We start from the raw sequence: 20,369 nt of genomic DNA, 5'->3' as shown, positions 1-20,369 counted from the left end.
CTTACGCTGCCGAGATCTTGCAGAGAGTACACTTGGTCTCCTGCATCTGGGTCACTGAATCATAGCCATAGGTCTGGGCGGTGTTGGAACTTTCGCCCAGAACATAGGGGTCAGCACCGGCGGGGTATTTGTGCCGCAGATCCTCGCCCTGGAAATGGCCGCCAAAGTGGAAAGGCATGAAGGCGACACCGGCACCAACCCGATTGGTCAGCATCGCCATCACCTTGACCTTGCCGCCTTCCGGACCTTCGACCCAGACCTGTTGTCCGTCCCGAATGCCAAGGTTGTTGGCATCGCGCGGGTTGATCTCGACGAACATATCCTGCTGAAGTTCAGCAAGCCATGGGTTAGACCGGCTTTCGTCACCACCGCCTTCATATTCGACCAGACGACCAGACGTCAGGATTATCGGGTAATCCTTTGAAAAATCGTTCTTTTGGATCGAAGCATAGAGGGTGGGCAGGCGATAGGAGTGCCGATCCTCGTAGGTCGGATAGTCCGCCACCAGATCACGCCGGTTCGTATAAAGCGGCTCGCGATGCAGTGGGATCGGATCCGGGAAGGTCCAGACGACCGCGCGGGCCTTGGCGTTCCCGAAGGGCGCGCAGCCATGCTTGATCGCCACCCGCTGGATACCACCTGAAAGGTCGGTTTTCCAATTGGTCTCGGGGCCTGCAACGGCATCGATTGCAGCGCGTTCTTCAGCCGTCAGGTCACCGTCCCAGCCAAGATCCATCAGCATCTGCATCGTGAATTCAGGGTATCCGTCCTGAATTTCTGATCCAACGCTATAGACCCCTTCGGCCAGCAGGTTGTCGCCATCGCGTTCCACACCGAACCGGGCGCGGAAGGTCAGGCCACCTTCGGCCACCGGTTTGGACATGTCATAGAGGTTCGGTGTCCCCGTATGACCCATCTCAGCGGTTCCCCAGCAGGGCCACGGCAGACCATAGTATTCGCCGTCGTTTGGTCCACCAATGGCCTGCAGCGTGGTTCTGTCGAACGTGTGCTGATTGGCCATATGGCTTTTCAGACGTTCCGGCGACTGCCCGGTATAGCCGATGGTCCAGAGGCCCGAGTTGAACTCACGCGTGATGCTTTCAACATTCGGGGTCTCGGGGTCTTCCATCTCGATATTGCGGAACAGGCGATCCGCCCAACCGAACTTATTGGCGAACTTGGCCATGATGACCTCGTCCGGCAGGCTTTCGAACAGCGGTTCTACGACCTTGTCACGCCACTGCAACGAGCGGTTTGACGCGGTGACCGAACCTCGGGTTTCGAACTGCGTACAGGCGGGCAAAAGATAGACGCCATCGGTGCGGTCATGCAGAACAGCGGAAACGGTGGGATACGGGTCGACCACGACCAGCATGTCCAGCTTTTCCATTGCCGTTTTCATTTCCGGACCCCGCGTTTGCGAGTTCGGCGCGTGACCCCACAGAACCATGGCACGGACATTGTTGTCCTGATCCATGTTCGCAGGGTCTTCCAGAACACCGTCGATCCAGCGGGATACCGGGATACCGCTTTCATTCATCAGCGGTTTGTCCTTGCCGTCTTTGCCCTTGATCGTGGCGAACTGGCCCTTCAACCAATCCAGGTCTTCACCCCAGACGCGGCTCCAGTGGCCCCATGCGCCCGCGGACAGGCCGTAATAGCCGGGCAGGGTATGGGACAATACACCAAGGTCTGTCGCGCCCTGCACGTTGTCGTGGCCGCGGAAGATATTGGTGCCACCACCCGAGGTACCCATATTGCCCAGCGCAAGCTGAAGCACGCAATAGGCGCGGGTGTTGTTGTTGCCGTTGGTGTGCTGTGTGCCGCCCATGCACCAGATGACCGTGCCGGGGCGGTTGTTGGCCATGGTTCGGGCAACACGTTTCAGTTGCGAGCCAGGCACGCCGGTGACGCGTTCTGTTTCTTCAGGCGTCCATTTGGCCACCTCATCCTGAATCTGGTCCATGCCCCAGACACGGGTGCGGATGAATTCTTTATCCTCCCAACCGTTGTCGAAGATGTGCCACAGGATGCCCCAGATCAACGCAACGTCTGTGCCCGGGCGGAAACGGACATATTCATCCGAATGGGCCGCGGTGCGCGTAAATCGCGGGTCGCAGACGATCAGCGGTGCGTTGTTCTGCTCTTTCGCGCGCAGAACGTGCAGCAGAGAGACAGGGTGCGCTTCAGCCGGGTTGCCGCCGATGATGAAGATGGCGCGCGAGTTGTGGATGTCGTTATACGAATTGGTCATGGCGCCGTAGCCCCATGTATTCGCAACACCCGCAACCGTGGTCGAGTGGCAGATACGGGCCTGATGGTCCACGTTGTTCGTGCCCCAGTAGGCGGCGAATTTGCGGAACAGATAGGCCTGTTCGTTATTGTGCTTTGCAGAGCCCAGCCAATACACGCTGTCGGGCCCGGATTCTTCGCGGATCGACATCATGCCATCGCCGATCTCGTTGATCGCCTCTTCCCAGCTAATGCGCTTCCACTCGCCGCCTTCCTTTTTCATCGGATATTTCAGTCGGCGTTCACCATGGGCGTGCTCGCGAACCGAGGCCCCCTTGGCACAGTGTGCACCCAGGTTGAACGGGCTATCCCAGCCGGGTTCCTGCCCGACCCAGACACCGTTCTGCACTTCGGCAACGACAGTACAGCCGACCGAACAGTGGGTGCATACGGATTTGATGTTTTCAACGGCCTGTTTGGCCGCCGTCTGGGCACTGGCTGGCGTCACGGTTCCACCTGTGGCGCTGATCGCGGCAAGGCCGCCGATCGTCAGGCCCGAGCCACGCAGGAATGCGCGGCGATCGACGGTTTTCTCGCCGACCTGGGACAGGATACTTGTCCGCTGGGGGCGTCTCGCAACCCCGTTGGTCTTTTTCCTAAGCATGTCTTTCCTCCCTTGCGCGCCGTGTAAGCCACGGCTGGCTTGGTACTGCTGAAGCCGACGTCAGGGCCAATCGCAACCGTCTGTCGGGTGTGAAAGCGTCCAGTCCTAGAACCGGGTGCTCTCGATGTATGCGCGTGTATGCGCAGTATCCTGAATGCGGGTTTCGTCGGTCGGCAGCGCGGCGGCTTCGGCCTTCCCGGTCAGGCTGGCGGCGGCAACGGCAGCGGGTGCTGCGGTTCCGGCCAGTTTGAGGAAGTCACGGCGGGTGGCGCCTTCTTCCTTGGTCTTGCTCATGGGAACCTCCTTTCCCAATTGCGGTTTGGCGCCCATAGGACACCGGCGATGTGCGGGTTACCCCGCCGTCATCCGGAACGCTTCGCGCTCGATCTCCATGAACACCCGACCGGCAGTGCCGACGGATGCATAAAGAACCGAGTTCTCGGCTGCTTCCAAATCCGAATAGAAATGCGTGGCCCAGGGGCCGATATGCTTGCTCCAGAATGCCTTTTGGTCATCCAGGGATGCCGGGCTGCCAAAACGCCCGACGATCATTCCGGCCATCATCTCCATCAATGAGGCGATGTTATCTTCGGGCTCGAACACGTTTTGGGCACGTGTGATCCCGCGAACCGCCATGTCATTGCGCAGCTGAGCCAAGGGTTTCTCGTTCAGGAAGCCCGTCAGGTAGAAACTGGCGTAAGGCAGCAACTCACCCCGGCCCAATCCGATGAATAACGCATTGAATTCCCGTTCGGCAGCGGCTGGCTTGGTGACCTTGGCAACCCGCGCCATGGATTGAATGGCCTTGCCGAGATCCGTGTCATCTCCGACCAGACCAGCCATTTGGTTCAGCAACATCTGGTCCGGAGGACCTGCCAGTAACAGACCCAGAAAGTTATAGAAATCCGCGCGCAGGCGATCCTCGGCTGAAACATCCAGAGTGTGCGCGTCACTTGCGGTCATTCGGTCATCCTTCAAATTCAAATGTCATTCGACGTGGAGACGGGGGACGGTCGACTTCTTCCGGCTCTTCCACCTGAACCACTGAAACCGGCTGTGGCACGGGATCGGGGTCAACTGGCACGACCTCTGGTTCAGAGAGCGTATCAGTTTCGATTTCGTTTTCTTCCGTTTCTTGCGCGTCGGCGGCCAGCGCTTCGACATGCGCCAGCATGCCTTTTCCAACTTGATAGGCGGTTTGGATGTTTTCGATCACGCAGGCCGCATCGGTATAGTCCTCGCCGTAATCGACCAGCCCGTCGACATTGGCTAGAACAGGGTTCAACCGCCACAGCCGACGCAGGGCGCGGCGCCGCAGGCGATCAGGCACTGCCTTGGACATAAAGCCCGAAACATCATCGCCGGGTCCGAGGGTATCCGGATTGGGAAGGTTGAATTCGGCCAAAATCTCGGCGTCACTCTTTTCTTCAAGTTCGGTGTGATGTGCTGCGATCACCCGTTCTTCGAGGGCCATCGCCTCGGCTTCAGCTTCGGCCTGAACGGCTGCCTTCCGGCGCGACCAGAAATCACGCCGCTCTGTCATTGCAGCACCCGTCTCGGCGAGCGGTACACGTCCGATACCTGCCTGATACGCGCATCACCTTTACCGTCTTCAACCAGATCCGTCCGCTTCTTGTCGCGACGGCGCTTGACGAACACTTCGTGCTGGTGATGTTTCAGGGTGAAATCCCGCACCCAGGCGATCAGCCCTTCGGTCATCGGGATTTTCTCGACAATTTCTTCGCCGGTATCTGCGTAATCCTGCCCCTGGAACGGAGAAGCGGTGATCAGAACTGCATTCAGCGGCGTGTCGCCCTTCAGCTCATTCCGCAGTACAAGATAGATCGAGGGCTGCCCGTCCGACAGGTTGACCAGATAGGCTTCGGTCTCGTCCGCCCAAAGAGTCAGAGGAAGGGTGGCAGCGTGGTATTCGACCGCCTCGCCTTCGCGGCGCAGTTCCTGCCAATCGGCTGGCCCTGCACCAGGCAACACGGCGACCGCGCGCCAGTTCCAGCGGGCCCAACGCGTGACCCCGGGTGTTTTGCGCACAATGACGCCAACCGGCATGTCGATCTGGCTTGCGGCCTTGGCCACTGGATCCTCCCCGAAAGGCTCTCCCCTGCCTTTCCACGTCCACTATGGTACACAAAATAGCCACGTGCCAAGCCCGTGCGTTAATACTTTGGTCGTATTCCCGGTAGCGTCTTCGTGATCAAAGCCTGAGAAGGCTTTTGTTTTATGGGATTTTGCCGCGAAATTCTGCCCGGCGCCCTGCACGCTGCGCAGGGTTGAAGTTGCTTCATCGGGAATGCAGCCTAAAGTGCAGAGGATCGGGACTGCTTCCCGAGGGAGGGGACATGGGCACGAAACTTTTGCTCTGCGATTGCGCGGGAACTCAGGCGCTGGATCCGGACAGGATCGAAAGCGCCTGCGGAATTTCCTGTTCAAAGGTGCATACCGCGCTTTGTACAAAAGAACTGCAATCCGCTGCGGCCTTGATTCAAGAGGGCGATACCGTCATCGCCTGTCTGCAAGAACAAGAGGTGTTCCGGTCGCTTGCCGAAGATATGAATATCGAGACCCCCGGCTTTGTCGACCTGCGGGATCGCGCTGGGTGGTCCGATCAGGGCGCGGATGCGACGGCCAAAATGGCTGCCTTAGCCGCCGAAGCGTTCCTGCCGCAACCCGTGACGCCCAGCGTTGATGTCATCAGCGAAGGCACGTGTTTCATCATGGGTCCGGGCACCGTTGCCTTTGGACTGGCGGAAAGGTTGGCCCGGACACTGGCTGTAACCGTTCTGGTCACAGATCAGGCTGAGCCGGACTCTCGGGCCTTCGACGTCATTCGGGGACAGTTGCGGTCTGTTTCGGGTGCTCTGGGTGGGTTTTCTTTGCGTCTGGACAATGTGCAGCAAGTGGTTCCCGCAGGCAGGGGTGCTTTCAATTGGACGGAACCAAGAGATGGGGCGCAATCGGCCTGCGATATCATTGTTGATCTGACGGGGGGCACGCCCTTTGTGCAGGCCCCGGCCAAGCGCGAGGGGTACTTGCGGGCTGATCCCAAGGATGCGGTTTCTGTAGAAAGTCTGGCTTTCGACGCCGCCCAACTGGTCGGAACATTCGAAAAACCCCTGTACGTGCGACTGGAAGAAACACTTTGCGCCCATTCGCGGGCGGAACAGGTCGGGTGCTCAAACTGTCTGGATATCTGCCCAACCGGTGCAATCACGCCCTCGGGCGAGCATGTAGCGATTGATCCGATGGTCTGCGCCGGGTGTGGTGAATGCGCGGCGGTCTGCCCGTCGACGGCGATAACCTATGAAGATCCACCTGTTTCGGCCTTGTTGTCACGGATGCACACTCTGGCGCGCACGTACCGAAGGGCAGGCGGTATCGCACCCCGGTTGCTTGTGCACGACGCCCACGGGGCCGAAATGATAAGGCTTGCAGCAAGGTTCGGGCGGGGATTGCCTTCGGATGTTATCCCGCTGGAATTGAAAGTGATATCCGGGTTCGGTCATTCGGAAATGCTGGCCTCACTGGCTCATGGATTTGCGCGTGTGGATGTGCTGCTGGCACCGACGACCGAGCGGGATGCGCTGGATCGCGAACTTGAACTGGCACGTGCCATAGCCAGTTCGGATGGGATCGGGCTGATTGAGGAGGTGGACCCTGATGCGATGGCAGACTTGCTGTATGCGCAAAATGTCCCCGAACCGTTGGCAGATCCGGTCTTGCCACTTGGCAACCGCCGACAAATCGCGCGACTGGCCGCACAGGCCCTGAATCCGCAGGCCAAAGCCCCGCTGCCATTGCCTGAAGGTGCGCCTTACGGTGCCGTTGCAGTGAATACTGACAGTTGCACGCTCTGTCTTAGTTGTGTGTCTCTGTGCCCGTCCGGGGCTTTGATGGATAACCCTGACAAGCCCCAGCTGAACTTTCAGCAGGATGCGTGCCTGCAATGCGGAATGTGCAAGACGATCTGCCCCGAAGATGCGATCACCTTGGTACCACAAATGGACCTGAGCGATGCTGCCTTGTCTCAGCAGGTCCTGAACGAGGAGGAACCATTTGCCTGCGTCGAATGCGGGGCTTTGTTTGGGGTGAAATCAACCGTTGAACGGATCATGGAAAAGCTTTCGGGCACGCACCCGATGTTTGCCTCAACGGAACAGGCGCGGATGATCCAGATGTGTGACAATTGCCGGGTGAATGCTCATTTCCAGCAGCAGGACAATCCGTTCCAGTCAAAACCAAAGCCTCGGGTCGTTACCACCGAGGATTACTATTCGGATAGAAAGGATCACTGAAGCTTTAGCGGCGAGCCCAGATCTGCGGCGTCAATGCGCGAAACAAATGCCAGGATGGCTTCAAGATCGTCCAACGTCATCTTGACCGGGTGAATTGGGGATGGTCGCTCGGGATCAAAGGGGGGTGTCAACCCGTCGATCTGCGTGAATGCGGGGTGGGGATTGAGGGCAAAGAACGCCTCGAACCGTTCCGACCAATCCGGCATCGCGCGCAGAACCGCGAAAGAGGGGGTTGAGCCAAGCCCGCTCATCCGGTTTCGGGGGCCAATCACATGACATCGACCACAATGGGTCATAGATAGTTCTTCGCCCAGCACGGTGTTGCCATCCAGGGTATCGTCCGACTGGGTGAATGTGGGATCAAAGCCGGTGCTGAACGGTTCACCCACCGCAGGAAGAAAACCTTCGACAGTGCGCTTGCCGATATCTGATTGCAGCCAATCGCGAAACCGGATTTGACGATTATCACCTTCGATCCGCAGGTGATAGACCACTCCACCACGGGCAAAGACAGGATCACCGGGCGGCGCGGTTTCCAGCACCATGGCACCGGCATCATCTGCGACAACGCGTATCCCGGTCTTGAGAGAGAAGCGAGGAAGGATATGTTGCAACAGACCGGAGTCTTTAACCTCTGCCGGAGCCGCAAGGCCAATCGCCTCCTGCGACAAGGAGGGGGTGGCGGTGAGCGTCAGGCTCAGGCACAACAAGACAAGGCGCATGGTTTAGCCTAACTATGAAGGCTGCGATGCGTCAAATGAACAGAAAGAGACGGAGACACATGCAATGAGCGGCGACCAATACATGTCGACACGCACGCCCCTGTCGGCGGGGCACACCAAGGAGAGAACAGCATGAGTGTTCGTGACGCGGTTCTGGCGAACCTGAAAAAGATCACCGATCCGGTTTCGGGTCAGGACATTGTCAGCGCGGGCATCGTGCGCGCGCTGAATGTTGAGGGCGACACGGTTCGCTTTGTTCTTGAGATTGATCCGAAGCATGCCGACAAGATGGAACCTGTGCGCGCAACAGCTGAGAAGGCTGCGCAGATGGTTGAGGGCGTTGCAAATGTATCGGCCCTGATGACTGCGCATTCCGATAAGGCGCCGCCGGATTTGAAGCCGAAACCCAAACCATCCCAAACTGGACCGCAGGCCGTTCCCGGTGTTGACCGGATCCTCGCGGTTGCTTCTGGCAAGGGGGGGGTGGGCAAATCCACCGTGTCGGCCAATCTGGCCTGTGCACTGGCCGCAGAAGGGCGGCGCGTGGGTCTGCTGGACGCGGATGTTTACGGGCCGTCGCAGCCTCGGATGTTAGGCGTCTCGGGCCGCCCGGCCAGCCCCGATGGCAAGACGATCCTACCGCTGCGCAACCACGGCGTCACCATGATGTCGATGGGGTTGATGACCAACGAAGGGCAGGCGGTTGTCTGGCGCGGGCCGATGCTGATGGGGGCGCTGCAACAGATGATGAGCCAGGTGCAATGGGGTGCCCTGGACGTGCTGATCGTCGACCTGCCGCCCGGCACCGGTGACGTGCAACTGACGCTAAGCCAGAAATTCAAGGTGGACGGCGCTATTGTCGTCTCGACGCCGCAGGACGTGGCGCTGATTGATGCCCGCAAGGGGATCGACATGTTCAATCAGCTCAAGACACCTATTGTTGGGATGATCGAAAACATGTCCACGCATATCTGTTCGAACTGTGGGCACGAAGAACATGTTTTCGGTCATGGTGGTGTCAAGTCTGAGGCCGAGGCGATGGGCGTGCCGCTGCTGGGTGAAATCCCGTTGCATCTGGACATTCGTGTAGCCGCAGACGGGGGCGCGCCAATTGTGGTCAGCAAGCCAGACAGTCCTCAGGCCGAGGCTTTCCGCAAGATCGCCCGCGACATGATCACCAAAGGCACCGCATGAGCCAACCGGTCTTTCCCCCTTTGTTGACGGGTCACCCGGTTCAGGGTGGGGAAGACCCGTTTGAACGGGCCCAGGCTATGGCGGCTTTGGGCTGCGATGCGGGGGCGGTTGTTTATAACATTCAGGCCGATTACCTGCGTGTCGCGATCGTATTTGCGCCCGAGGTGCCACTGCGGGACGCGATGGCGATGCTGCCGCTTTGTGCTGTCGGGTTTCAGAATGCGCTGGGCGCTCTGGCCCCGCCTGAAGTGGCGGTGCATCTGGAATGGGACGGTGTGATCTGTGTGAATGGCGCGAAATGCGGTGTGTTCCGCGTTTCGGCATCCGGGGAAAACGCGGAAGAAGAACCGGATTGGCTGATTGTCGGCTGGGAGCTCGCATTGATGCAAACCAGCACCGCGCCCGGCGAGACACCGGATGTCACAGCCCTTTATGATGAAGGCTGCGCCGAGGTGTCGGCCACGCAACTGGTCGAAAGCTGGTCACGCCATATGCTGACCTGGCTCAACCGCTGGCAGGAGGATGGCAACGCGCCGCTGCATGCCGAATGGATGGGCCTGCTGCGTGGGGTAGGTGAGCCACGGGTCGATGGCGGTGTATTCCTTGGAGCGGATGAGCGGTTCGGAATGCTGATCCGCGACGGGGTCAACACCCGTTTGCGCCCGTTGACGGAATTATTGGAGAACGGACGATGAAACTGGCCCGCGCCATCCATTTCGATGAAAGCGACATGAACGTGTTTCATTCTCCGGCACGTACGGGCGAATGGTGCGTTTCGGGCGGGTTCGAGTTTTCGAACTGGAGCGGCGCGGATCTGGAAGGTAAGGCGCGTCAGGCTTTTGCGAATGGCTGGCTGGGGCTGGAAACCTTTGGCCGGGTGACATTTGTGGCGGTAACCCAGATTGAAGCCGCTGAAAGGGATCAGGTCACCCGCAACTTGGCAGAACACTTCGTGCAGTATTATGGAGCGCCCTCGGTCGAAGCCGCATTAGGCGTGGCACAGGCTGAGATTGATCACATGTCAGATCTGTGTGAAGACCATGCCGCCAACACGCTGCTGACCGTCGCCAGAGAATTATCTGAGACAGGAGTGCACGAATCCTTTCGTGTGATCACTCCGCAAGACGCACAGCTAGAGGTGCTGGCGGTGCATGGGTCTCTGGACGACTAGAAAGGGTCTACAAACCCGCCGAACTGACCGCGCTTGAAGATCAGACCCTTGCCAGTGCGGTACATGACCTGATCCACATGACCGACAATGATCAGATGATCTCCGGCCTCGTGCCGGGCATGCAAACGGCAGTCAAACCGAGCCAGGCAATTGGCCAGCTGCGGGCGATCAGCCTCGTCTGTCGTCCACTCGGCATGGGTGAAATCCACACCGTCGCGTGCAAATCTTAGCGCCTGATCCTGTTGATCCTGAGCCATGACGTGGATCGAGTAATGCGTGCAGGTGCTGAACGTATCGAAGCGGTTTGACTCTCTGGCCAGGCACCACAGCACCAGCGGCGGGTCCAGGGACACCGACGCAAACGAGTTTACGGTGATTGCACGTGGGCCGTCTTCGGTTTGCGCAGTGATCACGGTGACACCCGTTCCGAAACATCCCAGAGCCTCACGAAAGGCGTGGCTTTGATCCGGGGTTGGTGTGAAAATCTTTTCCGTCATATCGCGCGCGTGTTCCTTGGCCGCGCATCAGGTGCCATGCGTGGCCCGGATTGTCCACGAAAAGCTGAACGGCGTTTGCAAATTTCGGTGTTAATTCAGGTCTTCCAGCAGACGCCCGTGTTTGCGGGTCTGGACGATGACTTCGCCAAAGGTGTTCAGCCCGCGCGCTTGCAGGATGGGCAGCATCTTGACCAGCGCCTCGGCTGTTGCCACCGCGTCGCCCAATGCCGTATGACGTAGCGCCTCGGGGATAGTGATGTCCAGCCGTTCACACAGCGCGTCCAGTGTATGTGTATCGCTGGCGCCGAACAAAACGGCCGACAACAGCACAGTGTCGAGTATCGGATGATCCCATTCGACTTCCATACGCTTGGCATGGCGGCGAAGGAACGCCATGTCGAACGGCGCGTTATGGGCCACAATCACCGCATCGCGTGAGAATTGGTGAAACACACGTCCGGCTTTGACAATATCCGGTGCGCCCTGAACCATGTGATCACTGATCTTGTGCACGCGGGTCGAGGCAGCAGGGATCGGAATGCCCGGATCTACAAGCATGTCCAGATGCTCGCCCGCGACGATCTTGCCTTTCACAACGCGGACCGCGCCGATCTGAACGATCTCATCCTTGTGTGGCAGCAAGCCGGTTGTTTCCGTGTCGAAGACCACAAAACATAGATCCAGCAAAGAGCGGTTTTCAAACGCGCCGTCACCCGGCGTGTCCAGCAATTCGAAATCATAGACCAGCGGGCGGGCCTCATCTGGCGACATACGGGCAACGCTGTCTTCGAACACCAGCATGTAACCGGGTGCGTCACCCAATGGCTTCATTCGGGCCGAATAGGTTTGTCGGCCGTCCACGCTGGTCAGGGTGCAGAAAACATCCTTACCTGATTTGCACAACTTTCCATACGCGTCCGTCAGCCCCGTCGATTCGATATACTCGAAGAGCGAGGCGTTCAGGCGGGGATGCGCGATCTGGGCCAGCACCTCGGCCGCCTGACCGTCATACAAAACGATCTGGTGTTTTGGACTGGCCAGCAACATGGCGACCGGGATCTCGGTCAGAAGGGCAGTAAGGCGCTGTTTTTCCGCCGCCAGATGAGCGGTTTCAGCAGCCACCGCCTCGGCTGTGTGCATGGCATTTGCGGCAAGTTGCTCGGCCAGGCCAGCTGCAGCAGGGGCCAGATCTCCCAAATACCGCGCGGCCTGCATGTCCAGGTCCGTGCTGACACCGGCATGAGCGCGGGCCCGCAGTTGCGCTGAAAGCCGTTCGATCGGCTTGGCGACATTGTCGTCAAACAACAGCCAGACACCGGCGATCAAAGCCAGCAATCCAAACCCGATCAGAACCTCGGCAAAGATGAAGTCATCAAACAGGTCAGGTTGTGCGGCCCGGGCATAGGTGATCCACAGGGCGGCGGAACTGATTGATATCCCGCCGAGCGCGAGCAGGCAGAAAAACAGAAATATCCTGAGCCGCAGGCTTAACCCTGTGAGCATTGTCAAACTCCGCAGGTGGCGTCGATGATGGGGTCGGCAGGCCCGGCAGATATCCAGTCTGCATTCAGCAGACGTCCGTCATCGGAAAACTCAGCACCGTCCGCAAGGTTGGCGCGACGATTCTCGGCACAGTTTACGGCCACGGGCAGTTTTGAAACCGGAGCCCAGCGACCGAAGAAATAAAGATCGACAAGTCGTTGGTCGGGAACGTTTTCGTTTGTTCGCACCGACACGGTGTCGATAGCGGCAAAGCGGTCGACGAAGGGCACGGCATAGGTCCACGGGCGGTAGAGGGCGCGGCTTTCAACCTCTTGCACGATTGCCATTTCCTCGGGAAGCTGTTCGCGCGTACGGTCGTACCAGGAATACTCGCTGGATATGGTCACAGCGATCATCCCCAAACCCGCCGCGACCGGAGTAACCCATTTCGGCAACCGCCCTCCGGTCAGCTTGTTCAGCACAAGAACGATACCCGCAAAAGCGAAGCCCGCAAAAACAGTGCCGATCAATTCCAGAAACATCGTGTCTCTCCGTTCTTCAGATGCATGTCAGCCCAGCATTCCCTTGCCGTGGCCGACCGCTGATTGCATGGTTTTTACCACAACGAAGGCGTCACGAAGATGACTTCGCTCAAAGTCCGAAAGATCGGAAGGTGGCAGATAATTGTCTGGTTTCTTGCCCGATTTGACCAGCTGGACCTGATGTTCAAGCCGGGTTTCGGCGATCAGATCATAGGCGTCCAGCAAATCGCGTGCGCCTGACGCGCTGAGAACGCCATTGGCCTCGCCAGCCTTCAGACGGGCGCGCGTATTGGCCTCGGGCAGTTCGCCTTGCAGGGCGTAGATTCGCGCCAGATCCACGACCGGAACAACACCATTGTGTTTCATATCCAGCGTGTTGCGGTGCTCGCCCGACCGGATGGTTGCAAACCCACGCAGCAACCCCAGCGGCGGCGTGTGTTTCAACGAGTTCGAGATCATATGTGCGACGAAGATCGAATTGGACCTGGCCGCCGCCAATGTGTCGGCTTGCAGGTCGGCGAACAGGTCGAACGTGCCGCCTATCGGGCGCAAGTCAAACATGACCGAGGCCAGCATCTGCGCTTCGGGGTTCGGTTTGGCGATCCATCCCTTGAAATAGTCGCGCCAGACACGCACCGGCTGACACCAGCGCGGATTGGTCGCCATCATGTCGCCGGGACAATAGAAATAGCCACAGGTATCCAGCCCGTCCGACACGAACCTGGCCAGCATTACAAAGTACTCCATATCCGCATCGGTTAGGCTGTCATCCAGCATCAGGCAGTTGTCCTGATCCGACACGCCTGTCTGCTCCTGCCGCCCTTGCGAGCCGCATGCCAGCCACAGATACGGCACAGGGGGCGGGCCCAGTTTCTGTTCAGCAAGGGCCAGAAGGCGCCGGGTAACCGTGTCAGCAACGTCGGTGATCAGGCGTGTGACGATTTCGTGCCGGTTCCCTCCTGCAACCAGTTGTACCAGCAGCTGTGGGATTTCCGCCGTTACCCGCGCCATACCTTCGGCGGTATTTGCCTGGGCGATGCGTCGCACCAGTTCGGCCGAGTTCACGGCCTGGTAATGTGTCAGGTCGGTTTGTGTGACGATACCGACCAGCCGACCGCCCTCTGAAATCGGGACGTGGCCGATGCCGCGTTCCATCATGATGTGCAACACGTCTGAGCCGATGTCACCGGGTGACAGGGTGACGGGGTTCGCGGTCATGATCTCGGAAACCGGTGTGGACGGAGGCAGGCCGTCCGCAACATATTTGCCTGAGATATCCCGGAGCGTCGCGATGCCCTGCAACGTGTCGCCGTCTGTGATGCATAGTGACGAGATGTGTTTGTCGCGCATGATCTGCGCCGCTTTCTGAACAGGCGTATCCGCGGGGCAGGTAGCCGGGTTATGTGCCATCAGAATATCAATGGAACTGGTCGCAAGGCTTTGCGGGCCGCTTCTGTCGCCGCGTGTGCGGTTGAAGAACTTGGCGACCACATCGTGACCGTCGATCAACTCGCGCACCAGATCCGGTGGCAAAACAATCAGGACCGACGGAGTGTGCGCACGCGCCTTGGTGGCTGCCTTGCCGTCTTTCAGCAGTCCGCGCTCTCCAAAAGAATTGCGCAAGCCTAGTTGAGAGACAACGGCACCATTCTCATCGGTGATTTCAACCTGTCCTTCATAGATCACGAATACGCCGGGAAGCGCATGACCCAGTTCATAGACCGAGGTGTCTTCCTCTACTTCCCAGACCTCGATCTGTTTTACGATCTGATCCAGGGCTTCAGCCGGTAACGCGTCATAGGGATGAACGGATTTCAGAAACCGGGCGATTTCATCGTGGGACAGGGGCATCTGATGTCTCCGGTGTTCTGGTGAAAAAATCCCGCCCAGTGGTATGCCGGGCGGGAGTAGTGGATCGAAAGACGCGGTCGAAGGCAAGAGCCAACGACCGCATCATGCTCACTTGTTCTGAGCTGCACCCGCACCACGGGGAATGCGAACGCTTTCGACCAGTTCCTTGATCTCAGGCGGAGTTTCCTTGGTCATGCCAGCCACAACATAGGCGACAGCAAAGTTGACCATGGCACCGACAGCGCCGAACGAGGTCGACTGGATCGGACCCAGCAACGGATCGGCATCGGTGAACGAGTTGGTGTCCGGAATAAACATCCAACCCTTGTGCAGGAAGATGTAGACCAGGGTAACGACCAGACCTGCCAGCATACCTGCAACAGCACCGGTGTTGTTGATGCGGGTCGAGAAGATCCCCATCATCAGTGCCGGGAAGATCGAGGCTGCCGCCAGACCAAAGGCCAGAGCAACAGTCTGTGCTGCAAAGCCCGGAGGATTCAGACCCAACCAGGTCGCTACAGCAATCGCCACAGCCATCGCAATCCGTGCCGACAGAAGCTCGCCTTTTTCCGAGATCTGCGGGTTGATTGCGCCCTTGATCAGGTCGTGGGACACGGCCGACGAAATCGCCAGCAGCAAGCCCGCAGCAGTCGACAGAGCAGCCGCAAGACCACCGGCAGCGACCAGACCGATTACCCAACCGGGCAGGTTGGCAATCTCGGGGTTGGCCAGAACCAGGATATCGCGGTTGAACTTGGTCAGCTCGTTACCGACCCAGCCTTTTTGTTCCGCAATCGCCTGCATCGATTCAGATTTGTCATTGTAGTACTGAATCTTGCCGTCGCCGTTCTTGTCCTCCCAATCCAGCAGGCCGGTTTTCTGCCATGTGGCCATCCAGTCGTACCGTGCATCATTGTCGATCTGTTCGACTGTAACGGCACCACCTTCGATGCCACCATTGGGCCACATCATGTCGGTGATGTTCAGACGGGCCATTGCGCCAACAGCCGGAGCGGTCAGATACAGCAGTGCGATGAAGACCAACGCCCAGCCAGCCGACCAACGTGCGTCAGACACTTTGGGGACGGTGAAGAAGCGCATGATAACGTGCGGCAGACCGGCGGTACCGATCATCAGCGACAGGGTGAACAGCACCATATTCAGCGTGTTGGAGTGATGGGCCGTGTATTCGTTGAAGCCCAGCTCTGTTACGATGCCGTCCAGTTTGGTCAGTAGCGGTACACCGCTTGCAGTGTCGCCAAACAGACCCAGCGCCGGAATCGGAGTGCCGGTCAGCTGTAGCGAGATAAAGATGGCAGGGATGGTGTAGGCGGTGATCAGCACGCAGTACTGAGCGACCTGTGTATAGGTCACGCCCTTCATCCCTCCGAACACCGCGTAGGCAAACACAACGCCTGCACCGATCAACAGCCCGGTGGTGTTCGACACTTCCAAGAAGCGGCCAAAGGCAACCCCAACACCGGTCATCTGACCGATAACGTAGGTCACCGATGCGACAATCAGACAGATCACCGCAACGATGCGCGCTGTCTGGCTGTAGAAACGGTCGCCGATGAATTCCGATACGGTGAACTTGCCGAATTTGCGCAGGTACGGCGCAAGCAGCAGGGCCAACAGCACGTAGCCACCCGTCCACCCCATCAGGAAGGTCGAGTTGTCATAGCCGGTAAAGGCAATCAGGCCCGCCATCGAGATGAACGAGGCCGCAGACATCCAGTCCGCCGCTGTTGCCATACCGTTGGTGACCGGGTGTACGCCGCGACCGGCGGCGTAGAACTCTGATGTGGAACCCGCGCGGGCCCAAATCGCAATGCCGATGTACAGCGCGAAGGATGCGCCGACAAACAGCAGGTTGATGGTAAACTGATCCATTATCCCCGCTCTCCCTTACTCTTCATCCACGCCGTGTTCGGCGTCTAGCTTGTTCATGCGCCAGGCGTAGTTGAAGATCAGCACCAGAAAGACCAGGATCGATCCTTGCTGAGCGAACCAAAAGCCCAGATCAGTACCACCGACGGCGATGCCCGACAGCAGCGGACGCAGCAGGATGCCGAATCCAAATGACACCAGCGCCCAGATCACGAGGCTGATGTAGATGAGGCGCAGGTTGGCCTGCCAATAGCCCTTGTCGGCTTCGGCTGCCTGCGCGGAGTTTGTAGATTGATCCGCCATTGCGGGTTCCTCCTTCGCTTCCTCGTTTGGCGGCCCGGTGCTCAACTCCTCCAGTGCGTCGGTCCGCTTCTCGACAATGCCCAACACCGTATGGTGCCAGGTAAAACTTCACCAGTCCGCCAAAGCGGTCTTTTGAAGTATTCTTTTTAGGATCAAAGCCTTGTGGCTTATCTCCTCCCCTTAACTCATGGTGTCGCTCACGATCCCTTCGAGATCGCCAGCGATATCTTCGATCCTGCCCATGGCATTGATGCGTTTCAGAACACCGTGACCGTCGTAATAGGTGATCAGCGGCGCGGTCTGTGCATGATAAGCCGCTAGGCGCGAAGCCACGGTTTCAGCGTTGTCATCCGCGCGGCGCTTGAATTCGGTGCTGCCGCACTTGTCGCACTTTCCGTCTTCGGCTGGCTTCTTGAACTGGTCGTGGTACCCTTCGCCGCAGCCCGCGCAGGTGTAGCGGCCCGAAATGCGGATCACCATTTCGGCATCTTCCACTTCCAGGCTGATTGCTGCGTTGATCTTCTGGTCATTGGACGCCAGCAGACCATCCAGCGCCTCTGCCTGAACCGTTGTGCGGGGGAACCCATCCAGAATGACGCCCTTGGCGCAATCTGATTGCGCCATACGGTCGCGCAGGATCGCAATGACGATCTCGTCACTGACCAGATCACCGGCTTCCATCACGGCTTTGGCGGCTTTGCCTGCGTCCGTGCCTGCTGCAACGGCTTCGCGCAGCAGGTCACCCGTGCTGAGTTGAACAAGCCCGAATTTCTCTTCCAGCATCCGGGCCTGCGTGCCCTTCCCGGCGCCCGGAGGGCCGAGAAGGATGAGTACTGCGGGAGTGGTGATCGTGGCGGCGTCCATCACATCCTCACTTGCTTGCGCGGTTTTCGATCAGGTCTTCGACCACCGACGGATCGGCCAGTGTCGAGGTGTCACCCAGCGAACCAAAATCATTTTCGGCGATCTTGCGCAGGATGCGGCGCATGATCTTACCGGAACGTGTTTTGGGCAGGCCCGGGGCCCATTGGATCACATCGGGGCTGGCAATCGGTCCGATTTCGGTCCGGACCCAGGTGCGCAACTCCTTACGGAGCTCTTCGCTTGGTTCACGGTCATTCATCAAAGTGACATAGCAATAGATGCCTTGCCCCTTGATTTCATGGGGATACCCAACAACCGCAGCTTCTGCTACGGCGGCGTGTGCAACCAGAGCGCTTTCCACCTCGGCCGTTCCCATGCGGTGGCCAGACACGTTGATCACATCGTCCACGCGGCCGGTGATCCAGTAGTCGCCATCTTCATCGCGACGACAGCCATCACCAGTGAAGTAGTAGCCTTTGTAATCCGAAAAATAGGTCTTTTCGAACCGCTCATGATCGCCCCAGACAGTGCGCATCTGGCCGGGCCAGCTGTCTTTGATGCAGAGCACACCCTCGACACCATTACCTTCGATCTCGACGCCGGACTGCGGGTCCAACACCACCGGTTCGATGCCAAAGAACGGTTTCATTGCCGATCCGGGCTTCATTGCATGGGCGCCGGGCAGGGGGGTCATCAGGTGACCGCCGGTTTCAGTTTGCCACCATGTATCCACGATGGGACATTTGCCCTTGCCGACGACTTCGTTGTACCAATTCCAGGCTTCGGGGTTGATCGGTTCACCCACGGTTCCCAGAGTGCGCAGATCGCTGAGGTCGCATTTCTCGACAAACTCTTTGCCCTGACCCATCAGGGCGCGGATCGCTGTGGGCGCGGTGTAAAACTGGTTCACCTTGTGTTTTTCGCAGACCTGCCAGAAACGCGACGCGTCGGGGAAGGTTGGAACGCCTTCGAACATCAGCGTTGTCGCACCATTGGCCAGCGGGCCATAGACAATATAGCTGTGGCCGGTCACCCAGCCCACATCTGCCGTACACCAGTACACGTCGCCTTCGTGGTAATCGAAGGTGATCTCATGCGTCATTGCGGCGTAAACAAGATAGCCGCCGGTTGTGTGAACAACGCCTTTTGGCTGACCTGTCGAGCCGGAGGTGTAGAGGATGAACAGCGGATCTTCGGCGCTCATTTCGGCTGGTGCGCAGTAGTCGTCCGCCTCAAGGGCCATTTCGTTGTAGTCAAAGTCACGACCGTCAATCCAGGTGGTCTGGCCACCGGTGCGTTTGACGACAAGGCACTTGACCGTATCCTTGCAGTGCAGCAGTGCCGCGTCAGCATTGGATTTCAGCGGCGTCTTACGACCACCGCGCGGAGCCTCGTCCGCGGTGATGACAACCTTGGCGTCACAGCCGTTGATCCGGGCTGCCAGAGCGTCCGGCGAGAAGCCTGCAAAAACAATAGAGTGAATTGCGCCGATCCGCGCGCAGGCCAGCATGGCATAAGCGGCCTCGGGGATCATAGGCAGATAAATGACGACGCGGTCGCCTTTGCGCACACCCATAGATTCAAGGATGTTGGCCATGCGGCAGGTGCGGCGGTGCAGTTCTGCGTAAGAGATATGCTGAGCCGGATCATTTGGATCGTCCGGTTCCCAGATGATTGCCGTTTGATCGCCGCGGGTTTTCAGGTGGCGATCCAAACAGTTGGCCGAGACATTCAAGGTGCCATCGGCATACCAGTTTATTTTAACCGAACCGAAATCGTAGTTAACGTCTTTGACCTGGGTGAAGGGTTTGATCCAGTCGACGCGCTTGCCTTGCTCGCCCCAGAATGCGTCGGGGTCACTGATCGAAGCGGCGTACATGCCGGCATATTTTTCGGCATCAACATGCGCACGGGCGACGGTTTCTGCGGATGGCGGATAGGTCTTGGCATCTGCCTGGGCAGCGGTGGTCATTTTTGAGGCTCCTCCCTCTGGACTGGATTACGTTGGGACATTTTTTGCCACTTGGTCCGGCAATGTCGATCCCGTTCCTCCCCAAAGTCGAATATTACCGAGTTCTGAAAATAAATAAATAAATTGCCGGAATCCCTGAATTTATTTGTAAAGAAATTTCTAACCACGGCCACATCCAGTAAAGAAAACGCGTAAATTTTGTAAAAATCTTTTTAAAGTAAATGGATAGGTGTAACACATGTCCTGCTTGCATTGCTTGACACAAGCGGGGGTCAGTCCACGAACACCTGGTTTTCCTGCATGCGCAATCCAAGCGGGAACTTCTTCTGATACCAGCGGAAAGCCAAGGCAGGGTTGGCACAGTAGAATGTTGGCGCTAGCTTGATCCTCAAGCGCCTCGGGAGGAGGCGCAGCAATGGGAGATCAAATGATGAAAAAGATGTTGAGCGGCGCGGCCGTCGCCGCCCTGAGCTTTGCTTTTGTCGGTGAAGCCTTTGCAACTGAATGGAACGCATCAGTCTGGGGCAAACGTCGTGCCTTCACCGAGCATGTTGAAAAACTGGCCGAGCTTGTCAGCGAAAAAACCGGCGGTGAATTCACCATCAATGTCAGCTATGGCGGACTATCCAAGCCGCGCGAGAACTTGGACGGTATTGAAATCGGCGCCTTCGAGAT

The 20,369-nt window shown here is 58.3% G+C and carries 18 protein-coding genes and 1 pseudogene; 5 read left to right on the top strand and 14 right to left on the bottom strand.

Annotated features, from left to right (window positions below; all coding sequences use genetic code 11):
- Position 1: 1 nt before the first annotated feature.
- From AC2FLZ_RS00095 to AC2FLZ_RS00075, 5 genes are all read right to left on the bottom strand, one after another.
- On the bottom strand, positions 2-2,896 hold the full coding sequence (locus AC2FLZ_RS00095; protein ID WP_496881572.1) for a formate dehydrogenase subunit alpha: 2,895 nt from the start codon (positions 2,894-2,896) through the stop codon (positions 2-4).
- 105 nt (positions 2,897-3,001) lie between these two features.
- Positions 3,002-3,190: a ubiquinol-cytochrome c reductase iron-sulfur subunit N-terminal domain-containing protein gene (locus AC2FLZ_RS00090; RefSeq protein WP_209504175.1), complete on the bottom strand. Its 189-nt coding sequence runs from the start codon at positions 3,188-3,190 to the stop codon at positions 3,002-3,004.
- Positions 3,191-3,247: 57 nt separating this feature from the next.
- On the bottom strand, positions 3,248-3,859 hold the full coding sequence (locus tag AC2FLZ_RS00085; RefSeq protein WP_480476674.1) for a TorD/DmsD family molecular chaperone: 612 nt from the start codon (positions 3,857-3,859) through the stop codon (positions 3,248-3,250).
- Between the two features lie 4 nt (positions 3,860-3,863).
- Positions 3,864-4,439, bottom strand: a complete 576-nt coding sequence (locus tag AC2FLZ_RS00080) for a DUF3306 domain-containing protein (protein WP_496808582.1) — start codon at positions 4,437-4,439, stop codon at positions 3,864-3,866.
- Positions 4,436-4,990 (bottom strand): DUF3305 domain-containing protein, encoded by a 555-nt coding sequence (locus AC2FLZ_RS00075; protein WP_480516718.1) that lies wholly within the window; start codon positions 4,988-4,990, stop codon positions 4,436-4,438. The genes AC2FLZ_RS00080 and AC2FLZ_RS00075 overlap by 4 nt, the downstream gene beginning before the upstream one ends.
- Positions 4,991-5,253: 263 nt before the next feature.
- On the opposite strand from AC2FLZ_RS00075, the gene AC2FLZ_RS00070 reads away from it, so the two are divergent.
- Entirely contained in the window at positions 5,254-7,206 is a 1,953-nt protein-coding gene (locus tag AC2FLZ_RS00070; protein ID WP_496715212.1) for a 4Fe-4S binding protein, read from the top strand.
- Here the strand turns inward: AC2FLZ_RS00070 and AC2FLZ_RS00065 are convergent.
- Entirely contained in the window at positions 7,200-7,928 is a 729-nt protein-coding gene (locus AC2FLZ_RS00065) for a hypothetical protein (RefSeq protein ID WP_480553288.1), read from the bottom strand. The two genes, AC2FLZ_RS00070 and AC2FLZ_RS00065, sit on opposite strands and share 7 nt — an antisense overlap.
- 132 nt (positions 7,929-8,060) lie before the next feature.
- Here AC2FLZ_RS00065 and AC2FLZ_RS00060 point away from each other — a divergent pair, with 132 nt between their 5' ends.
- The 3 genes from AC2FLZ_RS00060 to AC2FLZ_RS00050 are packed head-to-tail and all read left to right on the top strand — an operon-like array spanning position 8,061 to position 10,293.
- The gene (locus AC2FLZ_RS00060) at positions 8,061-9,122 is read left to right on the top strand and encodes an Mrp/NBP35 family ATP-binding protein (RefSeq protein WP_480553290.1); all 1,062 of its coding nucleotides are present in this window, start codon (positions 8,061-8,063) and stop codon (positions 9,120-9,122) included.
- A complete protein-coding gene (locus tag AC2FLZ_RS00055; protein ID WP_480476686.1) occupies positions 9,119-9,817 on the top strand; it encodes a biotin/lipoate--protein ligase family protein in 699 nt (232 codons plus the stop codon). The genes AC2FLZ_RS00060 and AC2FLZ_RS00055 overlap by 4 nt, the downstream gene beginning before the upstream one ends.
- Positions 9,814-10,293 carry a DUF6505 family protein gene (locus tag AC2FLZ_RS00050; protein ID WP_480493367.1) on the top strand — a complete coding sequence of 160 codons (480 nt, stop codon included), beginning with the start codon at positions 9,814-9,816 and terminating at the stop codon, positions 10,291-10,293. The genes AC2FLZ_RS00055 and AC2FLZ_RS00050 overlap by 4 nt, the downstream gene beginning before the upstream one ends.
- On the opposite strand, the gene AC2FLZ_RS00045 is transcribed toward AC2FLZ_RS00050, so the two are convergent.
- The 8 genes from AC2FLZ_RS00045 to acs form a co-directional block, all read right to left on the bottom strand.
- Entirely contained in the window at positions 10,290-10,790 is a 501-nt protein-coding gene (locus AC2FLZ_RS00045) for a flavin reductase family protein (RefSeq protein ID WP_480476690.1), read from the bottom strand. The two genes, AC2FLZ_RS00050 and AC2FLZ_RS00045, sit on opposite strands and share 4 nt — an antisense overlap.
- Positions 10,791-10,880: 90 nt before the next feature.
- Positions 10,881-12,293 (bottom strand): 3'-5' exonuclease, encoded by a 1,413-nt coding sequence (locus AC2FLZ_RS00040; protein ID WP_480553291.1) that lies wholly within the window; start codon positions 12,291-12,293, stop codon positions 10,881-10,883.
- Positions 12,294-12,295: 2 nt separating this feature from the next.
- Complete coding sequence (locus tag AC2FLZ_RS00035) at positions 12,296-12,814, bottom strand: hypothetical protein (RefSeq protein ID WP_480516730.1); 519 nt, start codon at positions 12,812-12,814, stop codon at positions 12,296-12,298.
- Positions 12,815-12,841: 27 nt separating this feature from the next.
- The gene (locus tag AC2FLZ_RS00030; protein WP_496881571.1) at positions 12,842-14,665 is read right to left on the bottom strand and encodes a DUF294 nucleotidyltransferase-like domain-containing protein; all 1,824 of its coding nucleotides are present in this window, start codon (positions 14,663-14,665) and stop codon (positions 12,842-12,844) included.
- 108 nt (positions 14,666-14,773) lie between these two features.
- Positions 14,774-16,558 carry a sodium:solute symporter family protein gene (locus AC2FLZ_RS00025; RefSeq protein WP_480476698.1) on the bottom strand — a complete coding sequence of 595 codons (1,785 nt, stop codon included), beginning with the start codon at positions 16,556-16,558 and terminating at the stop codon, positions 14,774-14,776.
- 15 nt (positions 16,559-16,573) lie between these two features.
- Entirely contained in the window at positions 16,574-16,858 is a 285-nt protein-coding gene (locus AC2FLZ_RS00020) for a DUF4212 domain-containing protein (RefSeq protein WP_209504901.1), read from the bottom strand.
- A gap of 180 nt (positions 16,859-17,038) precedes the next feature.
- Positions 17,039-17,722, bottom strand: a complete 684-nt coding sequence (locus AC2FLZ_RS00015) for an adenylate kinase (RefSeq protein WP_480493362.1) — start codon at positions 17,720-17,722, stop codon at positions 17,039-17,041.
- 7 nt (positions 17,723-17,729) lie between these two features.
- Positions 17,730-19,694: an acetate--CoA ligase gene (acs, locus tag AC2FLZ_RS00010; protein ID WP_480493360.1), complete on the bottom strand. Its 1,965-nt coding sequence runs from the start codon at positions 19,692-19,694 to the stop codon at positions 17,730-17,732.
- Positions 19,695-20,124: 430 nt separating this feature from the next.
- On the opposite strand from acs, the pseudogene AC2FLZ_RS00005 reads away from it, so the two are divergent.
- Positions 20,125-20,369: pseudogene (locus AC2FLZ_RS00005) on the top strand (C4-dicarboxylate ABC transporter substrate-binding protein); the annotation flags it as partial.

The sequence above is a fragment of the Ruegeria sp. YKSF131 genome, from assembly GCF_059612645.1.
The sequence above is the reverse complement of the archived record's forward strand: the minus strand, read 5'-3'. Positions and strand labels throughout refer to the sequence as shown.

Bases quoted from the DNA above. Each gene is read 5' to 3' on its own strand.
- AC2FLZ_RS00095 (WP_496881572.1), bottom strand. From the start codon at position 2,896: ATGCTTAGGAAAAAGACCAACGGGGTTGCGAGACGCCCCCAGCGGACA.
- AC2FLZ_RS00090 (WP_209504175.1), bottom strand. From the start codon at position 3,190: ATGAGCAAGACCAAGGAAGAAGGCGCCACCCGCCGTGACTTCCTCAAA.
- AC2FLZ_RS00085 (WP_480476674.1), bottom strand. From the start codon at position 3,859: ATGACCGCAAGTGACGCGCACACTCTGGATGTTTCAGCCGAGGATCGC.
- AC2FLZ_RS00080 (WP_496808582.1), bottom strand. From the start codon at position 4,439: ATGACAGAGCGGCGTGATTTCTGGTCGCGCCGGAAGGCAGCCGTTCAG.
- AC2FLZ_RS00070 (WP_496715212.1), top strand. From the start codon at position 5,254: ATGGGCACGAAACTTTTGCTCTGCGATTGCGCGGGAACTCAGGCGCTG.
- AC2FLZ_RS00065 (WP_480553288.1), bottom strand. From the start codon at position 7,928: ATGCGCCTTGTCTTGTTGTGCCTGAGCCTGACGCTCACCGCCACCCCC.
- AC2FLZ_RS00060 (WP_480553290.1), top strand. From the start codon at position 8,061: ATGAGTGTTCGTGACGCGGTTCTGGCGAACCTGAAAAAGATCACCGAT.
- AC2FLZ_RS00055 (WP_480476686.1), top strand. From the start codon at position 9,119: ATGAGCCAACCGGTCTTTCCCCCTTTGTTGACGGGTCACCCGGTTCAG.
- AC2FLZ_RS00050 (WP_480493367.1), top strand. From the start codon at position 9,814: ATGAAACTGGCCCGCGCCATCCATTTCGATGAAAGCGACATGAACGTG.
- AC2FLZ_RS00045 (WP_480476690.1), bottom strand. From the start codon at position 10,790: ATGACGGAAAAGATTTTCACACCAACCCCGGATCAAAGCCACGCCTTT.
- AC2FLZ_RS00040 (WP_480553291.1), bottom strand. From the start codon at position 12,293: ATGCTCACAGGGTTAAGCCTGCGGCTCAGGATATTTCTGTTTTTCTGC.
- AC2FLZ_RS00035 (WP_480516730.1), bottom strand. From the start codon at position 12,814: ATGTTTCTGGAATTGATCGGCACTGTTTTTGCGGGCTTCGCTTTTGCG.
- AC2FLZ_RS00030 (WP_496881571.1), bottom strand. From the start codon at position 14,665: ATGCCCCTGTCCCACGATGAAATCGCCCGGTTTCTGAAATCCGTTCAT.
- AC2FLZ_RS00025 (WP_480476698.1), bottom strand. From the start codon at position 16,558: ATGGATCAGTTTACCATCAACCTGCTGTTTGTCGGCGCATCCTTCGCG.
- AC2FLZ_RS00020 (WP_209504901.1), bottom strand. From the start codon at position 16,858: ATGGCGGATCAATCTACAAACTCCGCGCAGGCAGCCGAAGCCGACAAG.
- AC2FLZ_RS00015 (WP_480493362.1), bottom strand. From the start codon at position 17,722: ATGGACGCCGCCACGATCACCACTCCCGCAGTACTCATCCTTCTCGGC.
- acs (WP_480493360.1), bottom strand. From the start codon at position 19,694: ATGACCACCGCTGCCCAGGCAGATGCCAAGACCTATCCGCCATCCGCA.